Source organism: Streptomyces sp. NPDC003038 (assembly GCF_040611115.1).
GTDB lineage: Bacteria > Actinomycetota > Actinomycetes > Streptomycetales > Streptomycetaceae > Streptomyces.
Genome location: NZ_JBEXNN010000021.1, coordinates 93,451 through 113,413, shown reverse-complemented (window position 1 = coordinate 113,413; position 19,963 = coordinate 93,451). Strand labels below are relative to the sequence as shown.

The 19,963-nt window shown below is 72.1% G+C and carries 19 protein-coding genes; 10 read left to right on the top strand and 9 right to left on the bottom strand.

Translation table 11 applies throughout. The features are described from left to right. Positions 1-195: 195 nt before the first annotated feature. Positions 196-903 (bottom strand): SigE family RNA polymerase sigma factor, encoded by a 708-nt coding sequence (locus ABZX75_RS24310; protein ID WP_355413905.1) that lies wholly within the window; start codon positions 901-903, stop codon positions 196-198. Positions 904-1,083: 180 nt separating this feature from the next. On the opposite strand from ABZX75_RS24310, the gene afsQ1 reads away from it, so the two are divergent. Genes afsQ1 through ABZX75_RS24295 form a run of 3 tightly spaced genes read left to right on the top strand, consistent with a single transcriptional unit; the run spans position 1,084 to position 3,840 of the window. Beyond that, on the top strand, positions 1,084-1,761 hold the full coding sequence (afsQ1, locus tag ABZX75_RS24305) for a two-component system response regulator AfsQ1 (RefSeq protein ID WP_063754818.1): 678 nt from the start codon (positions 1,084-1,086) through the stop codon (positions 1,759-1,761). Further along, the gene (locus ABZX75_RS24300) at positions 1,758-3,242 is read left to right on the top strand and encodes a HAMP domain-containing sensor histidine kinase (protein ID WP_355413903.1); all 1,485 of its coding nucleotides are present in this window, start codon (positions 1,758-1,760) and stop codon (positions 3,240-3,242) included. Before afsQ1 ends, ABZX75_RS24300 begins: the two co-directional genes overlap by 4 nt. After that, positions 3,229-3,840, top strand: a complete 612-nt coding sequence (locus tag ABZX75_RS24295; protein WP_355413901.1) for a hypothetical protein — start codon at positions 3,229-3,231, stop codon at positions 3,838-3,840. Before ABZX75_RS24300 ends, ABZX75_RS24295 begins: the two co-directional genes overlap by 14 nt. A gap of 261 nt (positions 3,841-4,101) precedes the next feature. Here ABZX75_RS24295 and ABZX75_RS24290 read toward each other — a convergent pair whose 3' ends face one another. From ABZX75_RS24290 to ABZX75_RS24280, 3 genes are all read right to left on the bottom strand, one after another. Further along, entirely contained in the window at positions 4,102-5,757 is a 1,656-nt protein-coding gene (locus ABZX75_RS24290; RefSeq protein ID WP_355413899.1) for a phospho-sugar mutase, read from the bottom strand. Between the two features lie 47 nt (positions 5,758-5,804). Next, positions 5,805-6,611 carry a purine-nucleoside phosphorylase gene (locus ABZX75_RS24285; RefSeq protein ID WP_355413897.1) on the bottom strand — a complete coding sequence of 269 codons (807 nt, stop codon included), beginning with the start codon at positions 6,609-6,611 and terminating at the stop codon, positions 5,805-5,807. 132 nt (positions 6,612-6,743) lie between these two features. Continuing rightward, a complete protein-coding gene (locus ABZX75_RS24280; RefSeq protein WP_267012594.1) occupies positions 6,744-7,181 on the bottom strand; it encodes a gamma-glutamylcyclotransferase in 438 nt (145 codons plus the stop codon). A gap of 173 nt (positions 7,182-7,354) precedes the next feature. On the opposite strand from ABZX75_RS24280, the gene ABZX75_RS24275 reads away from it, so the two are divergent. Beyond that, positions 7,355-8,794: an NAD(P)H-quinone dehydrogenase gene (locus ABZX75_RS24275; protein WP_355413895.1), complete on the top strand. Its 1,440-nt coding sequence runs from the start codon at positions 7,355-7,357 to the stop codon at positions 8,792-8,794. Positions 8,795-8,969: 175 nt separating this feature from the next. Beyond that, complete coding sequence (locus ABZX75_RS24270) at positions 8,970-9,920, top strand: DeoR/GlpR family DNA-binding transcription regulator (RefSeq protein ID WP_355413893.1); 951 nt, start codon at positions 8,970-8,972, stop codon at positions 9,918-9,920. 163 nt (positions 9,921-10,083) lie between these two features. On the opposite strand, the gene ABZX75_RS24265 is transcribed toward ABZX75_RS24270, so the two are convergent. Beyond that, on the bottom strand, positions 10,084-11,844 hold the full coding sequence (locus tag ABZX75_RS24265) for a biotin carboxylase N-terminal domain-containing protein (protein WP_355413891.1): 1,761 nt from the start codon (positions 11,842-11,844) through the stop codon (positions 10,084-10,086). Positions 11,845-12,224: 380 nt separating this feature from the next. Between ABZX75_RS24265 and ABZX75_RS24260 the strand changes: the two genes are divergently transcribed. Further along, complete coding sequence (locus ABZX75_RS24260; RefSeq protein WP_355413889.1) at positions 12,225-12,737, top strand: hypothetical protein; 513 nt, start codon at positions 12,225-12,227, stop codon at positions 12,735-12,737. On the opposite strand, the gene ABZX75_RS24255 is transcribed toward ABZX75_RS24260, so the two are convergent. The 4 genes from ABZX75_RS24255 to ABZX75_RS24240 form a co-directional block, all read right to left on the bottom strand. Then, positions 12,718-13,338 carry a nucleoside triphosphate pyrophosphatase gene (locus tag ABZX75_RS24255; RefSeq protein ID WP_355413887.1) on the bottom strand — a complete coding sequence of 207 codons (621 nt, stop codon included), beginning with the start codon at positions 13,336-13,338 and terminating at the stop codon, positions 12,718-12,720. The genes ABZX75_RS24260 and ABZX75_RS24255 overlap by 20 nt on opposite strands. A gap of 43 nt (positions 13,339-13,381) precedes the next feature. Next, on the bottom strand, positions 13,382-13,516 hold the full coding sequence (locus ABZX75_RS24250; RefSeq protein ID WP_355413885.1) for a hypothetical protein: 135 nt from the start codon (positions 13,514-13,516) through the stop codon (positions 13,382-13,384). Between the two features lie 92 nt (positions 13,517-13,608). Further along, positions 13,609-13,818, bottom strand: a complete 210-nt coding sequence (locus ABZX75_RS24245; protein ID WP_355413883.1) for an acyl-CoA carboxylase epsilon subunit — start codon at positions 13,816-13,818, stop codon at positions 13,609-13,611. 18 nt (positions 13,819-13,836) lie between these two features. After that, positions 13,837-15,423 (bottom strand): acyl-CoA carboxylase subunit beta, encoded by a 1,587-nt coding sequence (locus ABZX75_RS24240; RefSeq protein ID WP_355413881.1) that lies wholly within the window; start codon positions 15,421-15,423, stop codon positions 13,837-13,839. A 131-nt stretch (positions 15,424-15,554) separates the two neighbouring features. Here ABZX75_RS24240 and ABZX75_RS24235 point away from each other — a divergent pair, with 131 nt between their 5' ends. The 4 genes from ABZX75_RS24235 (at position 15,555) to ABZX75_RS24220 (ending at position 19,910) form a co-directional block, all read left to right on the top strand. Continuing rightward, entirely contained in the window at positions 15,555-16,421 is an 867-nt protein-coding gene (locus ABZX75_RS24235) for a biotin--[acetyl-CoA-carboxylase] ligase (RefSeq protein ID WP_355413879.1), read from the top strand. A 241-nt stretch (positions 16,422-16,662) separates the two neighbouring features. After that, positions 16,663-17,757: an adenylate/guanylate cyclase domain-containing protein gene (locus ABZX75_RS24230; protein WP_355413927.1), complete on the top strand. Its 1,095-nt coding sequence runs from the start codon at positions 16,663-16,665 to the stop codon at positions 17,755-17,757. A gap of 23 nt (positions 17,758-17,780) precedes the next feature. Next, positions 17,781-18,587: an enoyl-CoA hydratase-related protein gene (locus tag ABZX75_RS24225; RefSeq protein WP_355413877.1), complete on the top strand. Its 807-nt coding sequence runs from the start codon at positions 17,781-17,783 to the stop codon at positions 18,585-18,587. Between the two features lie 207 nt (positions 18,588-18,794). After that, the gene (locus ABZX75_RS24220) at positions 18,795-19,910 is read left to right on the top strand and encodes a GGDEF domain-containing protein (protein ID WP_355413875.1); all 1,116 of its coding nucleotides are present in this window, start codon (positions 18,795-18,797) and stop codon (positions 19,908-19,910) included. Positions 19,911-19,963 lie beyond the last annotated feature (53 nt).

The window sequence follows — 19,963 nt, the reverse complement described above, 5'->3', positions numbered from 1 at the left end:
CGCTCCGTGGCGACGATCAACTTGCCCGTCACCTCGTGCGCGATCCCGTGTTCCGCGCAGAACTTGACCATCTCGGCGGCGCCGCGCACCGCGAACCCGGCCGCTTGATCCCGCCTTCTCCCCCCGCGGCCCCCGTCCCACCCCCGTAGGACGGGCCCCCTTGGCCCGATGGCTCTTGTCGCCCGACGCGACGCGTTACGCGACGAGTTCCTCGAAGGACTCCGCCTCGTCGCGGCCGAAGCTCAGCGCCTCGTCGTCCCGCAGGCGCCGCAGCGAGCGCCAGATGCTCGACTTCACCGTGCCGACGCTGATTCCGAGGATCTCCGCGATCTCCGGGTCCGTGCGGCCCTCGTAGTAGCGCAGCACCAGCATCGTGCGCTGCGGCTCCGGGATGCGGGCCAGCGCCTGCCACAGCACCGCGCGCAGCTCCGTACCGCGCATCGCGTCCGTGTCGGAGGCCGTCTCCGGCAGCTCCTCCGTCGGGTACTCGTTCAACTTCCGCCTACGCCAGGCGCTGATGTGCAGGTTCGTCATCGTGCGGCGCAGGTAGCCGCCGACGGCCGCCTTGTCGCTGATCCGGTCCCAGGCGCGGTACGTCGAGAACAGCGCGCTCTGCAGCAGGTCCTCGGCCTCGTGGCGGTCGCCGGTGAGGTGGAAGGCCGTCGCGTACAGGGCGGCCCGGCGCTCCTGGACGTACGCCGTGAACTCCGCCTCCGAGGCGCTGGAGGGGGACGTGCGCGGCGCCGTTACGGCGGAGGGCTGCTGGTAACTGTTCGCGTCGATGGCCACCACGTGCGCCGGCCGGGTGCGGGCGACCGTCATCGTACGGACACCTGCCCGGCGGTTCACATCGTGCAGCCGCGTGACGACCGCGCTGGTCGTGGTGCTGTGCAGCGTGTTCATCTCGCGCCCCCCGTCGTGGAGTCTGCTTCGGTTCCGTTGTTCCGTTCGCTGGTAGAAGACTGCCCCTCCGAGATAACCGGCGTGTCCGTCGACTGTCACAGGCCTGTCACAGCCACCTGTGGCCGGATCCCCTGCGCCCGGCGGTCGAAGTCCCAACGGCCGATGGGACAGAATGAGCCCGTGCCTTTCCTGTTGCTGATCGAGGACGACGACGCCATCCGCACGGCCCTCGAACTCTCCCTGTCTCGCCAGGGCCACCGTGTGGCCACTGCGGCGACGGGCGAGGACGGCCTGAAACTGCTGCGCGAGCAGCGGCCGGATCTGATCGTGCTGGACGTGATGCTGCCCGGGATCGACGGTTTCGAGGTGTGCCGGCGGATCCGCCGCACCGATCAGCTGCCGATCATCCTGCTCACCGCGCGCAGCGATGACATCGACGTGGTCGTCGGTCTGGAGTCCGGAGCCGACGACTACGTCGTCAAGCCCGTCCAGGGCCGGGTCCTCGACGCCCGCATCCGGGCCGTGCTGCGCCGCGGCGAGCGCGAGTCCAGCGACTCCGCGAGCTTCGGGTCCCTGGTCATCGACCGGGCCGCCATGACGGTGACGAAGAACGGCGAGGACCTCCAGCTCACCCCGACCGAGCTGCGGCTGCTGCTCGAACTCAGCCGCCGCCCCGGCCAGGCGCTGTCCCGGCAGCAGCTGCTCCGCCTCGTCTGGGAGCACGACTACCTCGGCGACTCGCGCCTCGTCGACGCCTGCGTACAGCGGCTGCGCGCCAAGGTCGAGGACGTGCCGTCCTCGCCCACCCTGATCCGTACGGTCCGGGGCGTCGGCTACCGCCTGGACTCCCCGCAGTGATCCCCTCGCCGCGCGCGGGCCTGCGCTGGACCAGCCTGCGGCTGCGGCTCCTCGTGGTGTTCGCGCTGGTCGCCCTGACCGCCGCCGTCTCCGCCTCCGGAATCGCGTACTGGCTCAACCGGGAGGCGGTCCTCACCCGTACCCAGGACGCCGCGCTCGGGGACTTCCGGCAGGAGATGCAGAACCGGGCCGCGGCGCTCCCCGCCGACCCGACGCCCGAGGAGATGCAGCGCACCGCCGAGCTGATGGCGGGCAGCAGCCCCGGCTACAGCGTGCTGCTGGTGTACGAGCGCAAGGACCGCCGCGAGGTGTTCGGCGCGGCGGGTCCCGACGCCTTCGGGCTGGGCGACGTACCGAAGTCCCTTCAGCACGCGGTGAACGACCGTCAGAAGACGACCGCGGCGAACGACTCCGAGTACCACATGTACTGGCAGCGCACGAAGCGGCGCGGCACTCCGTACCTGGTCGGCGGGACGCGGATCGTGGGCGGCGGGCCGACCGGCTACATGTACAAGTCCCTCGCGCAGGAGCGCGACGACCTGAACGCGCTCGCCTGGTCGCTGACGATCGCGACGGGACTCGCGCTGCTCGGGTCCGCGCTGCTGGCGCAGGCCGCGGCCCGAACCGTACTCAAGCCCGTGCAGCGCCTGGGTGATGCGGCGCGGCGCCTCGGCGAGGGCGAGCTGGACCACCGGCTGGACGTGTCGGGGACCGACGAACTCGCCGACCTCTCGCGCACCTTCAACAAGACGGCGGAGGCGCTGGAGAAGAAGGTCGCGGACATGAGCGCGCGGGAGGAGTCGAGCCGGCGCTTCGTCGCGGACATGTCGCATGAACTGCGGACCCCGCTGACGGCGTTGACGGCGGTGGCCGAGGTGCTGGAGGAGGAGGTCGACGACCTCGATCCGATGATCGCACCGGCGGTGGCGCTCGTCGTGAGTGAGACGCGGCGCCTCAACGACCTGGTGGAGAACCTGATGGAGGTCACCCGCTTCGACGCGGGCACGGCGCGGCTGGTGCTCGACGACGTGAACGTCGCCGACCAGGTCACCGCCTGCATCGACGCGCGGGCCTGGCTCGACGCCGTCGAACTGGACGCCGAACGGGGCATCGTGGCGCGGCTCGACCCGCGCCGCCTCGACGTCATCCTGGCCAACCTGATCGGGAACGCGCTCAAGCACGGCGGCTCGCCGGTACGGGTGTCGGTCACCGTGGAGGGGGAGTGGCTGGTGATCACGGTGCAGGACAACGGCCCGGGCATCCCCGAGGACGTCCTGCCGCACGTCTTCGACCGGTTCTACAAGGCGAGCGCGTCGCGGCCGAAGTCGGACGGCAGCGGGCTCGGCCTGTCCATCGCCATGGAGAACGCGCACATTCACGGCGGCGACATCACCGCCGCCAACGCGGCGGGCGGCGGGGCGCTGTTCACGCTGCGGCTGCCGGTGGACGTGGGGAAGGTGATCGCGGGTGACGAGGCGTAGGGCGGTGTGGGCGGCGCTGGGGCTGCTCGCCCTGTCGGGGTGCGGGATCCGCGCCACGACGGTGCCGGTGGACGTGGGCCCGGCGCCCTCGCGGGTCTCGTGCGACACCCCGGCGCCGCCGGCCGGACAGAGCGGGGTGCAGGGCTTCAGGGCGACGGTGGAACTGGTCTGCGGATCGCAGCTGGTGGGCGTGGAGCGGGTGGTTCCGGTACCCGAGAAGAGGGTCCTGCGGGACCCCGTGGCGCTGGTCGCGCAGGCGCTGCTGGAGGCGCTGGAGCGGACGCCGTCCACGGAGGAGCGGGACGCCGGCTTCACGACCGGGGTCCCGGCCGGGCTGACCGCGGGCCCGCCGAGGGCGGGCGACCCGGCGGGCACGGTCCGGCTGAGCCGCAAGCCGGAGGACCTGCCGCCGGTGGCGCTGTCGCAGATCGTGTGCACGCTGGCGGGCAGCGACGCGGTGTCGGCGGGGCCGGGGCCGGTGGTTCTGGGCGGCCCGGACGCGGATCCGCCGCGGGCGTGGGAATGCACGGACGCGGTCCGCTCCCGCCCGGAGTCGGTGCCGACGCTGGGCGAGATCGTGCGCCCCAGCCCTTTCTGACGCGCCCCTCGCCCGGCTCGGCGCCAGAGCGCCACGTCTCCTGGACGCGCCGCACGCACGGCTCGGCTCCGGGGGCCTCCCCGGCTTCGCGCCGCTGCGCCGGGCTCCGTCTCTAGGCCTGCCGGTCGAGAGTCCGAGCCGGGCCCGAGCACGAGCGCGAGTCCGAGCGCGAGCGCGAGTCCGCAGAGGCCCGGACACGCCGTCGGCCCCCGGAGCCTGCCTGGGCTCCGGGGGCCGACGGGACGCGGGGCGCCGGAAGGGCTAAATGCCCGCCGCCGCCGCGAGGTCCTTCTTGATCGCGTCCAGGACCTCCTGGCCGCGGGTGCGGGCGGGGGCGAGGTCGGAGGCGTCCGCCACCGGGACCACCACCTCCAGGTAGCACTTCAGCTTCGGCTCCGTGCCCGACGGGCGGACGATCACCCGGGCCTTGTAGTCGCCGTCCAGGTAGTAGCGCAGGCCGTCCGTGGGCGGGAGGGACTCCGTGCCCCGGTTCAGGTCCTCCGCCGAGGAGACCCGCAGGCCCGCCAGCGAGACCGGCGGCTCGGCGCGCAGCGCCGCCATCGCCGAGGCGATGACCGACAGGTCCGAGACGCGGACCGACAGCTGGTCGGTGGCGTGCAGGCCGTGGGCCATCGCCAGGTCGTCCAGCAGGTCGGTCAGGGTGCGGCCCTGCTCCTTGAGCTCCGAGGCCAGCTCGGCCACCAGCAGGGCGGCGGTGACGCCGTCCTTGTCGCGGACGCCCTCGGGGTCCACGCAGTAGCCGAGCGCCTCCTCGTAGCCGTAGCGCAGTCCCTGCACGCGGGCGATCCACTTGAAGCCCGTGAGGGTCTCCTCGTAGCCGACGCCCGCGGCCTCCGCGATCCGGCCCAGCAGGGACGAGGAGACGATGGACTCCGCGAAGACGCCCCTCGCCCCCTTGTGCACCAGGTGGGCGGCGAGCAGCGCGCCGACCTCGTCGCCGCGCAGCATCCGCCAGCCCGAGGCCGCCGAAGCGTCCGGGACGGCCACCGCGCAGCGGTCGGCGTCCGGGTCGTTCGCGATCACGATGTCCGGGTTCACCCGGGCGGCGGTCGCGAAGGACAGGTCCATCGCCCCCGGCTCCTCCGGGTTGGGGAAGACGACCGTCGGGAAGGCCGGGTCCGGCTCCGCCTGCTCGGCGACCAGCACCGGCGCCGGGAAGCCGTGCCGGGCGAAGGCCGCCATGACGACGTCCTTGCCGACGCCGTGCATGGCCGTGTAGACGGTGCGCACGCTCCGCGGGGACCCGGGGGTCAGGACGGCGTCCGTACGGGCCAGGTACGCCTCCAGGACCTCGTCGCCGAGGTCTTCCCAGCCGGATTCCGGACGGGGGACGGAGGCGAGGGTGTCGATGCGGGCGATCTCCGCGGCGATCTCCGCGTCCGCCGGGGAGACGATCTGCGAGCCTTCGCCGAGGTAGACCTTGTAGCCGTTGTCCCGGGGCGGGTTGTGGCTGGCGGTCACCTCGACGCCGGCGACGGCGCCCAGGTGCCTTATGGCGTACGCGAGGACGGGCGTCGGCAGCGGGCGGGGCAGGACGGCCGCACGCAGCCCGGCGCCGGTCATCACGGCGGCGGTGTCGCGGGCGAAGTCCGCCGACTTGTAGCGCGCGTCGTAGCCGACGACGACCAGGCCGCCGTCGTGTCCCCGCGCTTTCAGGTAGGCCGCGAGGCCCGCCGCGGCCCGGATGACCACGGCGCGGTTCATCCGCATCGGGCCCGCGCCCAGCTCACCGCGGAGTCCGGCGGTGCCGAACTGGAGCATGCCGGAGAACCGGTCCGACAGTTCCGCCGTGGCTCCCGCGTCGATGAGCCCGGCCAGTTCCCGCGCCGTCTCCGGGTCCGGGTCCTCCGCCAGCCAGGCTTGGGCCCGGGTGATCAGGTCGTCCTGTTGCTGCACTGCTTCCGCCTTACCTCTCGTACCTCTCGTGCCTCTCGTACGGTCACTCAGATGCGGGCGAGGACCTGTGTCAGCAGCTTGCCCATGCGCGCGGCCGAATCACGGCCGGCCTGGAGGACCTCTTCGTGGTTCAGCGGCTCGCCGGACAGGCCCGCCGCCAGGTTGGTGACCAGGGAGATGCCGAGCACCTCGGCGCCGGCCTCACGGGCGGCGATGGCCTCCAGCACGGTGGACATGCCGACGAGGTCGGCGCCCATCACGCGGATCATGTTGATCTCGGCGGGGGTCTCGTAGTGCGGCCCGGGGAACTGCACGTAGACGCCCTCTTCGAGGGACTCGTCGATCTCCTTGCACATCGCGCGCAGGCGCGGCGAGTAGAGGTCGGTGAGGTCCACGAAGTTCGCGCCGATGATCGGGGAGGTGGCCGTCAGGTTGAGGTGGTCGCTGATCAGCACGGGCTGGCCGGGCTTCATGCCCTCGCGCAGACCGCCGCAGCCGTTGGTCAGGACGACGGTCTTGCAGCCGGCCGCCACGGCGGTGCGTACGCCGTGGGCGACGGCGGCGACGCCGCGGCCCTCGTAGTAGTGGGTCCGGCCGAGGAAGAGCAGCGCGCGCTTGTCGCCGATCTTGTACGAGCGGATCTTGCCGCCGTGGCCCTCGACGGCGGGCGGCGGGAAGCCGGGCAGCTCGGTGGCGAGGAATTCGGCCTCGGGCGCGCCGAGAGCCTCCGCGGCGGGGGCCCAGCCGGAGCCCATGACGAGGGCGACATCGTGGGTTTCGGCGCCGGTGAGCTCGCGCAGGCGCGCGGCGGCGGCGTCGGCGGCAACGAGGGGATCGGTAACAGATGCGTTCACGCGGACGAGCGTAGCCGCTCAATCCCTACGCGCGTAGATGGCACAGCTCACGGTGTTCGGATCGTTGCCTTGTCGTTTCCGACCAATTGTCCCGCCGACGGCGGGAGGCCCGCGTGCCGCCCGGCCCGCGCCCTAGCAAGGACGCTTGCGGAGTTCCATCACGTAGTCGTGGGGGGCGCCCGCCGATTCGGCGGCGTCGGCGATCTCGCCCAGGTAGCGCGCCGAGGGCAGGCCGCCCTCGTAGCCGTTCAGGACGTACACCCAGGCGGCCTCCTCGCCGTCCAGGGTGTGGACCCGGATCCGCATCCGGCGGTAGATGTCGAGCCCGACGCCCTCCCAGCGGTCCATCGAGTCCTCGTCCAGCGGTGCGATGTCGTAGAGGGCGACGAAGACCTGGTGGCGCGGGGCTTCGACCACCGTGGCGAGTGCCCCCTCCCAGCCCATCTGCTCGCCGCCGAAGGTCAGCCGCCAGTCGTTGATCCAGCCCGTGCCGCGCAGCGGCGAATGGGGAGCGCGGCGCGTCATCAGCCGCGGGTCGAGGTTGCCGGCGTACGCGGCGTAGAGCGACATGAGGTCGAGGGTACGGGAGGGGTGGCGGAGGCGGCATGCCCAGATGGCCGGACCGGGCGCGAAGCACCTTGAAGCGTGCGGGACAATGGAGCACGGAATGCATCCCCCGGGGAGACCCCCCGGATCGCCGGCCGGGGCGGCAGCCGGTCGGGTAGACGTGAGGCGGACTCTTCGTGACCCGGATCGTGATCATCGGCGGTGGCCCCGGCGGCTATGAGGCGGCCCTGGTAGGGGCCCAGCTCGGCGCGGAGGTGACCGTCGTGGACTGCGACGGTCTGGGAGGGGCGTCGGTCCTGACCGACTGCGTGCCTTCCAAGACTCTTATCGCGACCGCCGAGGTGATGACCACCTTCGACTCGTCGTACGAGGAGCTCGGCATCGTCGTCGCGGACGACACTCCGCACATCGAGCAGGCCGCGCGCGTCGTGGGCGTGGACCTCGGCAAGGTGAACCGGCGCGTCAAGCGCCTCGCGCTCGCCCAGTCGCACGACATCACCGCCTCCGTCACCCGGGCCGGCGCCCGCGTGCTGCGCGGCCGCGGCAAGCTCGGCGGGCCGCAGGGCATCGACGGCACCCGTGACGTCATCGTCACCGCCGCCGACGGCTCCGAGACCATCCTGACCGCCGACGCCGTGCTGATCGCGACCGGCGGGCACCCCCGCGAGATCCCGGACGCGATGCCCGACGGCGAGCGGATCCTGAACTGGACCCAGGTCTACGACCTGGACGAGCTCCCCGAGGAGCTCATCGTGGTCGGCTCCGGTGTGACCGGCGCCGAGTTCGCCGGGGCGTACCAGGCCCTCGGCTCCCGCGTGACCCTGGTGTCGTCCCGCGACCGCGTGCTGCCCGGCGAGGACCCCGACGCGGCCGCGGTCCTGGAGGACGTCTTCCGCCGCCGCGGCATGAACGTCGTCGGCCGCTCCCGCGCCGAGTCCGCCAAACGGGTGGGCGACCGGGTCGAGGTCACCCTCTCCGACGGCCGCGTGCTGACCGGCACGCACTGCCTGATGGCGGTCGGCGCGATCCCCAACACGACGAACATGAACCTGGAGGAGTCCGGGGTCCGGCTCAAGGAGTCCGGGCACATCTGGACCGACAAGGTCTCCCGTACGTCGGCGCCCGGCGTTTACGCCGCCGGTGACGTCACGGGCATCTTCGCGCTGGCCTCCGTGGCCGCCATGCAGGGCCGCATCGCGATGTACCACTTCCTCGGTGACGCGGTGGCCCCGCTGAACCTCAAGACGGTCTCGTCGAACGTCTTCACCGACCCGGAGATCGCGACCGTCGGCTACACCCAGTCCGACCTGGACTCCGGCAAGATCGACGCCCGTGTGGTGAAGCTCCCGCTGCTGCGCAACCCGCGCGCCAAGATGCAGGGCATCCGGGACGGCTTCGTGAAGCTGTTCTGCCGCCCGGGCACCGGCATCGTCGTCGGCGGTGTGGTCGTGTCCCCGCGGGCGAGCGAGCTGATCCATCCCATCTCGATCGCGGTCGACAACAACCTGACGGTCGAGCAGATCGCAAAAGCGTTCACCGTGTACCCCTCGCTGTCGGGATCGATCGCCGAGGTGGCACGCCAGCTGCACACCCGCAAGGCGGCGGGAGAGGCCTGATCCTCCCTAACCGCCGCATACCGTAAGGGGTTTGGGGCGGGGCGCCGTCGTGTGGCCGGAGGTTCACCCTCGTCTCGGACCGCATATACCACTAGTCGCCCCGCCATGTGGACAATTTCGGTATTCCGGTGCAAGGAGCTGAAAGCAGACGGTCGTTGGGGTTACTGTCAGTTTCGTGTTCGCTGCAGAACGTCGCCAATTGATCCTCGAAATGGTGCGGGCCAACGGAGCGGTATCGCTCCGGGAGCTCGCCCGCGTCGTCCAGACCTCCGAAGTGACCGTACGGCGGGACGTGCGGGCACTGGAGGCAGAAGGACTCCTCGACCGCCGGCACGGCGGTGCGGTCTTGCCGGGCGGTTTCACGCGGGAGTCCGGCTTTCCGCAAAAGTCCCATCTCGCGACGGCGGAGAAGACCGCCATCGCCGATGTCGCGGCCGGCCTCGTCGAAGAGGGCGAAGCCATCGTCGTCGGCGCGGGCACCACGACCCAGGAGCTGGCCCGCCGGCTCGCCCGGGTGCCCGGCCTGACCGTCGTCACCAACTCGCTGCTCGTCGCACAGGCCCTGGCCCATGCCAACCGGGTGGAGGTGGTGATGACCGGCGGCACCCTGCGCGGGTCCAACTACGCCCTCGTCGGAAGCGGAGCCGAGCAGTCCCTCCAGGGGCTGCGGGTCACCCGGGCCTTCCTGTCGGGGAGCGGCCTGACCGCCGAGCGCGGGCTGTCCACGTCCAACATGCTGTCCGCGAGCGTGGACCGGGCGCTGGTGCAGGCCGCCGGAGAGGTGGTGGTGCTCGCCGATCACACGAAGCTCGGTACCGACACCATGTTCCAGACCGTGCCGACCGATGTCATGACCCGCCTGGTCACGGACGAACCGCCGCCGCACGACGACCGGGCGGCGACGGAGCTCCAGGCGCTGGCGGACCAGGGCGTGCAGATCACGGTGGCGGGCTCGGGGATCCCGAACGTCTCGTCCGGAGACGGCATCCCCCCGGGCCGCAGGCCCCGCCGCGAGTCCCCGCTGCCGGTCCAACGCCGCGGCGGCCCACCGCTGCGCAGCGCGGGCGTGATGCCGGACCAGCCGGGCGGCGAGCGGGCACGTGTGGCGGACCTGCGCCGCCGGTGAGCCCCAGCCGCCGGCCTTGACCAATGGACTGGCCTGGCAAGTCCTGAAGGTGAACGGGGAGGCCGCCGCCCGGCACCCGGTAGCCGCCCGGCCCCGCACATGACATCGGCCCCCAGGACCCGAACGGGTCCTGGGGGCCGACGTCGTCGGACGACCGCCCGGGTCAGTCCTTGATTTCGCAGATGGTGGCGCCGGAGGTGAGGGAGGCGCCGACTTCGGCGGTGAGGCCGACGATGGTGCCGGAGCGGTGGGCGTTGAGGGGCTGCTCCATCTTCATCGCTTCGAGTACGACGACGAGTTCGCCCGCGGTGACCTGCTGGCCTTCTTCGACGGCGACCTTGACGATGGTGCCCTGCATGGGGGAGGTGAGGGTGTCGCCGGAGGCGGCGGGGCCGGTCTTCTTGGCGGCGCGGCGCTTGGGCTTGGCGCCGCCGGCGGCTGCCGTGCGGGCCAGGGTCATGCCGAGGGAGGAGGGCAGGGAGACTTCGAGGCGCTTGCCGCCGACCTCGACGACGACGGTTTCGCGGCCGGGCTCGTCCTCGGTGTCCTCCGCGGCCGGGGCGACGAAGGCGGGGATGTCGTTGACGAACTCGGTCTCGATCCAGCGGGTGTGGACCGTGAAGGGCCCGTCCGCGGGGGCGAAGGCGGGGTCGGCGACGACGGCGCGGTGGAAGGGGATGGCGGTGGCCATGCCTTCGATCTCGAACTCGTCCAGGGCGCGCGCGGCGCGCTGAAGGGCTTGTTCGCGGGTGGCGCCGGTGATGATCAGCTTGGCGAGGAGGGAGTCCCAGGCGGGGCCGATGACGGAGCCGGATTCGACGCCGGCGTCGAGGCGGACGCCGGGGCCGGACGGCGGGGCGAACTTGGTGACGGTGCCGGGGGCGGGCAGGAAGCCGCGGCCGGGGTCTTCGCCGTTGATGCGGAACTCGATGGAGTGGCCGCGCAGGACGGGGTCGTCGTAGCCGAGTGCTTCGCCGTCGGCGATGCGGAACATCTCCCGGACGAGGTCGATGCCGGAGACTTCCTCGGTGACGGGGTGTTCGACCTGGAGGCGGGTGTTGACTTCCAGGAAGGAGATGGTGCCGTCGGCGGCGACGAGGAACTCGACGGTGCCGGCGCCGACGTAGCCGGCTTCCTTGAGGATGGCCTTGGAGGCGGCGTACAGCTCGGCGTTCTGGGCTTCGGTGAGGAAGGGGGCGGGGGCTTCCTCGACGAGCTTTTGGTGGCGGCGCTGGAGGGAGCAGTCGCGGGTGGAGACGACGACGACGTTGCCGTGGGTGTCGGCGAGGCACTGGGTTTCGACGTGGCGGGGCCGGTCGAGGTAGCGCTCGACGAAGCATTCGCCGCGGCCGAAGGCGGCGACGGCTTCGCGGACGGCGGAGTCGTAGAGCTCGGGGACCTCTTCGAGGGTGCGGGCGACTTTCAGGCCGCGGCCGCCGCCGCCGAAGGCGGCTTTGATGGCGATGGGCAGGCCGTGTTCCTTGGCGAAGGCCACGACTTCCTCGGCGCCGGAGACGGGGTCGGGGGTGCCGGCGACCAACGGGGCGCCGGCGCGTTGGGCGATGTGGCGGGCGGCGACCTTGTCGCCGAGGTCGCGGATGGCCTGGGGCGGGGGGCCGATCCAGGTCAGGCCGGCGTCGAGGACGGCCTGGGCGAATTCGGCGTTCTCGGAGAGGAAGCCGTATCCGGGGTGGATGGCGTCCGCGCCGGAGTCGGCTGCGGCCTGGAGGACTTTGGAGATGTCCAGATAGCTTGCGGCCGGGGTGTCACCACCCAACGCGAACGCTTCGTCTGCCGCGCGGACGTGCAGGGCGTCCCGGTCCGGATCGGCGTAGACGGCTACGCTCGCGATTCCGGCATCCCGGCAGGCCCGAGCAACGCGGACAGCGATTTCGCCACGGTTGGCGATGAGCACCTTGCGCACGATGGCTCCCTCCTTGAAACAAGCTGAGTTTAGGGACAGTCCACACGGCCTTTCGACCCTTCTCCAGTGGTGAGCTTGCCCACACGGAGCGTGGTCCGAGTCCGGCTCAAGTCTGGAAAGCCCTTGTGGCGCCCCAGGTCAGGGGGATCCCCGACTGCACAGTAACCCCGAGACCCGGCCAAGGTCTCTGTCCGCCCGGTCAGCGGCCCCGGGTGATTCTTTGTCGAGTCCCTACGAACGGCCCATTGTTTCTTTGCGTGATCACTGTCCAGGAGTCCTCCGGTAACGAAGCCGCCCTGACCCCTTGTCCGCAGGTTTACCCGTTAGTAGCCTCCAGGCGTCGAACACGCTTGTGACGAGTGGGGGGGTGGGCCGGCGTGGTGCTGCGCAGACTTGTGGCCGCAGTGGCCGCGATCGTGCTCGTCGCGGAAGCGGCGGTGCTCGTCGTCGTCCACATCGTGCTGGGCAAGACTACGGAGAACCAGTCGATGTCCATCGCGGGCAGCGATCCGGATGTCATGTCCAAGGCGACCTACGGGATGGGGGCGGGCATGGGTGCCTTCCTCCTGCTGTGCGCCGCGTGCGTCGCCCTCGCCGCCATACGCGACCGGGCCCCCGGCCGCTTCGCCCGGATCCTGCTCATCACCGCCTCCGTCACCCACGGAGTGCTCGGCGCCCTCGCCGTCGGCCTGGCCGGGTGGCCCGCCTTCGCGGCGCTGATGCTGATCCTGTGTCTCCTCGTACTGACCCTGACGCTCTACGCCGCCCAGCCGGGCGGCGAGGACGATCAGGGCGTCCAGCAGACCCGGGAGGCCCGGGAGGCCCGGGAGGTTCCGGAGGTCCAGGACACGCCACCGCCGCCGTTCGGAGGGCTCAAACCCACAAGTCCGTGATCGATACACCCAGTTCGCCGAGCAGCGAGCGCAGCAGCGGCAGCGACAGCCCGATGACGTTCCCGGGATCCCCGTCGATACCGTCGATGAACGGCGCCGACAGCCCGTCCAGGGTGAAGGCCCCCGCCACGTGCAGCGGCTCGCCGCTCGCCACGTACGCCGCGACCTCCGCGTCCGTCGGCTCCCCGAACCGCACCGTCGTGGACGCCGTCGCCGACACCTGACGGCCGCTCTGCGTGTCGATCACGCAGTGCCCGGTGCGCAGTACGCCGACCCGACCGCGCATCGCCTTCCAGCGGGCGGTGGCCTCCTCGGCGTCCGCCGGCTTGCCGAGCGCCTCGCCGTCCAGCTCCAGCACCGAGTCGCAGCCGATCACCAGCGCCCCCGCGGCCTCGTCCAGAGCCGCCACGACGCCCGCCTTGGCCTCGGCCAGCGCCAGGGCGAGGGCGGCCGGGTCGTCGTGGTCCAGCGTGTCCTCGTCGAAGCCGCTGACGATCACGTGCGGGGCGAGCCCGGCCTGCCGCAGCAGATTCAGCCGGGCGGGAGAGGCGGAGGCCAGGACGAGCTTGCGCCCGCTTTCGGGCAGAGGGTTCGCGGTCATGGGGCCATCGTAGGGGCGGCCCCGGGCACCGCTCGGGCAGCCCTCAGAAGTGGCCCACGCCCAGCACGTAGACCACCACGAGCATGGCGAGGGCGAGCACCACCGTCATCCGCCGGATCATCGCCTGCGCGTCGCGCATGTCCTTGGGCGGCTCGTCTTTCGGATCGGACCAGAGCATGCCCCGATCCTGTCCCCGGGTGCAGGTGTGGCGCCTGAGTACCCGTACTCAGGCGCCACCCTCCGTTCACGTCATCTTCGGAGCCGGCCGGCCTAGCCCGGCCAGTACGTACGGCCCCAGGCGCGCGGACCCGGCTGCGGGAGCCGGCGCCGTGCCACCCGGGTCGGCGTCGACCACTCGTCCGCCACCCGCGCCGCGTCCGACGGCGCCGAAGCGAGCACCGCCGCACGCGCTTGGACCACCGCCAGTGCGGCGGCCAGCTCCTCCGGGGTCGGGTTGCCCTTGACGACCTTGATCACCACAGAGTCCTCCTGGAGGGCCTAGAGGGGGATGTTGCCGTGCTTCTTGGGGGGCAGGGACTCCCGCTTGGTGCGCAGCTGCCGCAGTCCCTTCACCACGTGCGCCCGGGTCTCGGACGGCATGGTCACCGCGTCGATGTAACCGCGCTCCGCGGCCGTGTACGGGTTGAGCAGCGCGTCCTCGTACTCGGTGATGAGCCGCGCCCGGGTCTCCTCCACATCATCCGCCTCCGCGATGGTCCTGCGGTGCAGGATGTTCACGGCGCCCTGCGCGCCCATCACGGCGATCTGCGCGGTCGGCCAGGCCAGGTTCAGGTCCGCGCCGAGGTGCTTGGAGCCCATGACGTCGTACGCCCCGCCGAAGGCCTTGCGGGTGATCACGGTGATCAGGGGGACGGTGGCCTCGGCGTACGCGTAGATCAGCTTCGCGCCGCGCCGGATGATTCCGTTGTACTCCTGGTCCGTGCCCGGCAGGAAGCCCGGTACGTCCACGAAGGTGAGCACCGGGATGTTGAAGGCGTCGCACGTCCGGACGAACCGGGCCGCCTTCTCGGAGGCGTCGATGTCCAGGCAGCCGGCGAACTGCATCGGCTGGTTGGCGACGATGCCCACCGGGTGCCCCTCGACCCGGCCGAAGCCGGTGAGGATGTTCGGCGCGAAGAGCGACTGCGTCTCCAGGAACTCCGCGTCGTCCACGACGTGCTCGATCACCGTGTGCATGTCGTACGGCTGGTTCGCGCTGTCCGGGATCAGTACGTCGAGCTCGCGGTCGGCGTCGGAGACCTCGGTGTCCGCCTCCTCCGGGAAGGCCGGCGCCTCGGAAAGGTTGTTCGACGGCAGATACGAGAGCAGGGACTTGACGTACTCGATGGCGTCCTTCTCGTCCCCGGCCATGTGGTGTGCCACGCCGGAGGTCGAGTTGTGGGTGCGGGCGCCTCCCAGCTCCTCGAAGCCCACGTCCTCGCCGGTGACCGTCTTGATGACGTCCGGGCCGGTGATGAACATGTGCGAGGTCTGGTCGACCATGACCGTGAAGTCGGTGATGGCGGGGGAGTAGACCGCGCCGCCCGCGCAGGGCCCGACGACCAGGCTGATCTGGGGGATGACGCCGGAGGCGTGCACGTTGCGGCGGAAGATCTCGCCGTACATGCCGAGCGCGCTGACGCCCTCCTGGATGCGGGCGCCACCGGAGTCGTTGATCCCGACGACCGGGCAGCCGGTCTTCAGCGCGAAGTCCATCACCTTGATGATCTTCTGGCCGTAGACCTCGCCGAGGGCCCCGCCGAAGACGGTGAAGTCCTGCGAGAACACGGCGACCGGGCGGCCGTCCACCGTGCCGTAGCCGGTGACGACGCCGTCGCCGTAGGGGCGGGTCTTCTCCAGCCCGAAACTGGTGGAGCGGTGCCGGGCGAACTCGTCGAGCTCGACGAACGAGCCCTCGTCCAGCAGCAGGGCCACCCGCTCACGCGCCGTCAGCTTGCCCTTGGCGTGCTGCTTCTCCACGGCACGCGAGGACCCGGCGTGGGTGGCTTCGTCGATGCGGCGCTGCAGATCCGCGATCTTGCCCGCGGTGGTGTGCATGTCGATCGGCTCTGACGGTTGTGACATCGGGGTCGCGGCTCCCTGCGTGGTGTCAACTGCCTGGTCAAGTAAATGACTACTGCTGGCTACTGGTGCGTAGCGTATCGGCGGGCATGGCGCTCGGCAGTGCGGCGTTTGACACACCTAATCTGGGTTGCATGACGCCATCAGATGCCTCAGCAGGTGCTTCCGCCGGTCGTTGGACCAGCCTGGACCGGCCGCCGCTGAATGCCGCGGGCCTTCAGCGGGCCCTCGTCACCGAAGGGGGCCTGTGGAGCTCCCTGGAGGTGGTCGACGCCACCGGGTCCACCAACACCGATCTCGCGGCCCGGGCCGGGGAGCTGCCCGAGGGCGCCGTGCTCGTCGCCGAGGAGCAGACCGCCGGGCGCGGGCGCCTGGAGCGGAGCTGGGTCGCACCCGCCCGGTCCGGGCTGTTCTTCTCCGTCCTGCTCAAGCCGGGCGACGCGGTGCCGCAGGAGCGGTGGGGGTGGCTGACCCTGCTGGCCGGGGTGGCCACCACGACCGGGCTGTCCCGGGCGGCGGGCGTGGACACCGCCCTCAAGTGGCCCAACGACCTGCTGGTCAGTGTGGAGGGCGAGGAGCGCAAGACCGGCGGCATCCTGGCCGAGCGGGTGCCGGGGGGCGTGGTCATCGGGATCGGGCTCAACGTCTCCCTGACCGAGGACGAGCTGCCGGTGTCGACGGCCGGGTCCCTCGCACTGGCCAAGGCCACCGTCACCGACCGGGACCCGCTGCTGAGGGCCGTACTGCGCTCCCTGGAGCAGTGGTACGGAAACTGGCGCGCGGCCGGCGGCGACCCCGCCGCCAGCGGCCTCCAGCAGACCTACGCGGCCGGCTGCTCCACTCTCGGCCGGCACGTCCGCGCCGACCTGCCGGGGGGACGCACGCTCACCGGAACGGCCGAAGCGGTCGACGCGGACGGCCGCCTGGTGATCCGTACGGCTGACGGGAAGCACGAGGCGGTGGGCGCCGGCGACGTGGTGCACCTGCGCTCGGTGCACTGATTCCCGGGGCCCGGTTCGCCCCCCGGCCCGCGGGCGGGGCGGGAGGGGAACCGAGCCCCGACGGAGTGAGCTACGGCACACCTGCCGTATGGTTTAGGCGATCGCGGTCCACGCGGTGATCTACCGGTTCGGCAGGGCAGTGCGCACGGAAATGGACAGGAGGCGGCCCTTGACCGTCGACGACTCTTCGTCCAGCGCGCCCAACGGAGCCGGGGGCTCCGGATCCGGTGCGGTCACCCCGATCGGGCGTGACCAGCACACTCCCCATCACGAGGTGGACCACACGGCCCAGCCGACGGCGGATCCCCTCGCCATCCGGCTGGAGCAGCTGATCCTCGGCGCCGAGCGCCGGTACACCCCCTTCCAGGCCGCCCGCAGCGCCGGCGTCTCGATGGAGCTCGCCTCCCGCTTCTGGCGGGCCATGGGCTTCGCCGACATCGGCCAGGCCAAGGCCTTGACGGAGGCGGACGTGCTGGCCCTGCGCCGGCTCGCCGGTCTGGTGGAGGCCGGGCTGCTGAGCGAGCCGATGGCGGTGCAGGTGGCGCGGTCCACCGGACAGACCACCGCCCGGCTGGCCGAATGGCAGATCGACTCCTTCCTGGAGGGGCTGACGGAGCCGCCGGAGCCGGGGATGACCCGTACGGAGGTCACGTACCCCCTGGTGGAGCTGTTGCTGCCGGAGCTGGAGGAGTTCCTCGTCTACGTGTGGCGGCGCCAGCTGGCGGCCGCGACCGGGCGGGTGGTGCAGGTGGCCGACGACGAGGAAATGGTCGACCGGCGGCTCGCGGTGGGCTTCGCGGACCTGGTGGGCTTCACCCGGCTGACGCGACGCCTGGAGGAGGAGCAGCTCGGCGAGCTGGTCGAGGCCTTCGAGACGACGGCGGCCGACCTGGTGGCCGCGCACGGCGGCCGGCTGATCAAGACGCTGGGCGACGAGGTGCTGTACGCCGCCGACGACGCGGCCACGGCGGCGGAGATCGCGCTGCGGCTCATCGAGACGATGGGGGCGGACGCGCAGATGCCCGAGCTGCGGGTCGGGATCGCCTTCGGCACGGTGACGACGCGGATGGGCGACGTCTTCGGGACCACGGTGAACCTGGCCAGCCGGCTGACGTCGATAGCGCCGAAGGACGCGGTGCTCGTGGACGGTGCGATGGCCGAGGAACTGGGCCGGACCGGGGCCGCGCCGGTGTCGGAGAAGGAGGCGGAGGCGGCGCCCGATGAGGGTGCGGCCTACCGTTTCGCGCTCCAGCCGATGTGGCAGCGGCCCGTACGCGGGCTGGGTGTCGTCGAACCCTGGCTGCTCACGCGCCGCGCACCTAAGATCCCCGGGTAACGTTCGTTAACCGGGAGGGTCCTGTGCCAGTGCAGTCGCAGCCAGTCGAGTCGGAGTTCGTGGCGGTACGTCGGCACGAGGGCGGGGTCGCCGAGCTGGTCCTGGACCGCCCCAAGGCGATGAACGCCGTCTCCACGCAGATGGCCCGCGCCATCGGGGCCGCCTGCGCCGAGCTGGCCGCGGACGCTTCCGTACGCGTGGTCGTACTCTCCTCCGCCGCCGAGCGGGCGTTCTGCGTCGGGGCGGACCTCAAGGAGCGCAACGCGCTGTCGGACGCCGACCTGGTGCGGCAGCGGCCGACCACGCGGGGCGCCTACGGCGGCGTACTGGACCTGCCGATGCCCACGGTCGCCGCCGTGCACGGCTTCGCCCTGGGCGGCGGCTTCGAGCTGGCCCTGGCCTGCGACGTGATCGTCGCGGACGAGACGGCGGTGGTCGGCCTGCCGGAGGTGTCGGTGGGCGTGATCCCGGGCGGCGGCGGCACGCAGCTGCTGCCGCGCCGGGTCGGTGCGGCGCGGGCCGCCGAGCTGATCTTCACGGCGCGGCGCGTGGAGGCGGCCGAGGCCCTGGCGCTCGGCCTGGTGGACTCGGTGGTCCCGGCCGGCCGGGACACGGCCGAGGCGCTCGCCCTGGCGTCCCGGATGGCGGCGAACTCACCGGTGGGGCTGCGGGCCGCCAAGCGGGCGCTGCGGCTGGGGCACGGGATGGACCTGACGGCCGGGCTGGAGATCGAGGACGCGGCCTGGCGGACGGTGGCCTTCTCCGGCGACAGGGCCGAGGGTGTGGCGGCCTTCAACGAGAAGCGCAAGCCGAACTGGCCGGGGCGGTAGCGCGTCGGCCGCGCCCCTTCGCCTCGGCCTCTCCCGGCTCCGCCCCGGGCCACCGCCCCCGGCCACCGCCCCGGCTCCGCCCCCGGCCACCGCCCCGGCTCCGCCCCCGGACTCCGTCCGGGGGACCCCTCGCCGGTGGCCCGGCGGGGACGGGGTGGCGCCGCGCCCATGGATACCAAATCGGACGAAACTCCCTAACCTGGGGTGATGGGAGTCGACGGGCGGTTGCGAGCCGTGGTGAGCCTCGCGCAGGCGATGGCTGCGGCGTGTGCGCCGCGGGACAGTGTGCGAGCGGCCGCGCGGGGGGCGCGGGTGGCGATGGACGGGTCGTTCGCCGCGATCTCCGCCTGGGAGCGCGAGCGGGGGCGCCTGCGCGTGCTCGTGAACGAGGGCGAGCGGCGGGCCGGTGAGGAGGAGTTCCCCGAGGACGAGTCCTATCCCGTGCACGACTTTCCCGAGATCACCGAGTTCCTGCACGAGCGCTGGGTGGGCGGCTCCGGTCCGCACGCCTGGGTCGAGAGCGCCGTCGGCGACCGGCCGGGACGGCGCGGAGAAGCCCTGCGGCGGCGCGGTCGCGGGACGTGCGTGGTCGCGCCCATCGTGCTCAGCGGGCGCGCCTGGGGCGAGCTGTACGTCGCCCGGGACGAGGGACTGCCCGACTTCGACGAGGACGACGCCGAGTTCGCGACCGTACTGGCCGCCGTGGTCGCCGCCGGGCTCGCCCAGAACGAGCGGCTGGCCGAGGCCCGCCGGCTGGCCTTCACCGACCCGCTGACCGGCCTCGCCAACCGGCGGGCGGTCGACATGCGGCTCGACGAGGCGCTGGAGGAGCACCGGCGCACCGGCGTCGTCGTCAGCCTCGCGGTCTGTGACCTGAACGGCCTGAAGAAGGTCAACGACACCCTCGGGCACGCCATGGGCGACCGGCTGCTGGAGCGGTTCGGGTCGGTGCTCAGTCTCTGCGGGGCCATGCTGCCCGGCGCGCTGGTGGCGCGGCTCGGCGGCGACGAGTTCTGCCTGGTCGGGGTCGGTCCGACCGCCGACGAGGTGGTCCGGGTCAGCGAGGAGCTGTGCGCCCGGGCCGGTGAGCTGGAGCTGGGGGAGGGGGTGGCCTGCGGGGTGGCGTCCACCGGGGACCCGATCGGGCCGGTCAAGTCCTCCCGGCGGCTGTTCCGGCTGGCCGACGCCGCCCAGTACAAGGCCAAGGCCGCGCGTTCGGCGAAACCGGTCGTGGCGGGGCGGGACACCGCCGTGGTGCGGCTGGCCGACACCACGGCGCAGGAGGCGCCGGGAGAGCGGCGGCGGTTCCGCGGCCGCGGATAGGCGACGGGCGGGCAGAAAGGACGGGCGGGCCGATGGACGGGCGGGCAGGTGGA

What these genes read in the sequence shown, in the direction of transcription:
- ABZX75_RS24255 (WP_355413887.1), bottom strand. Translation starts at nt 13,338, where the DNA reads ATGACCGCGAACCCTCTGCCCGAAAGCGGGCGCAAGCTCGTCCTGGCC.
- ABZX75_RS24240 (WP_355413881.1), bottom strand. Translation starts at nt 15,423, where the DNA reads ATGTCACAACCGTCAGAGCCGATCGACATGCACACCACCGCGGGCAAG.
- ABZX75_RS24310 (WP_355413905.1), bottom strand. Translation starts at nt 903, where the DNA reads ATGAACACGCTGCACAGCACCACGACCAGCGCGGTCGTCACGCGGCTG.
- ABZX75_RS24235 (WP_355413879.1), top strand. Translation starts at nt 15,555, where the DNA reads ATGACGCCATCAGATGCCTCAGCAGGTGCTTCCGCCGGTCGTTGGACC.
- ABZX75_RS24280 (WP_267012594.1), bottom strand. Translation starts at nt 7,181, where the DNA reads ATGTCGCTCTACGCCGCGTACGCCGGCAACCTCGACCCGCGGCTGATG.
- ABZX75_RS24220 (WP_355413875.1), top strand. Translation starts at nt 18,795, where the DNA reads ATGGGAGTCGACGGGCGGTTGCGAGCCGTGGTGAGCCTCGCGCAGGCG.
- ABZX75_RS24250 (WP_355413885.1), bottom strand. Translation starts at nt 13,516, where the DNA reads ATGCTCTGGTCCGATCCGAAAGACGAGCCGCCCAAGGACATGCGCGAC.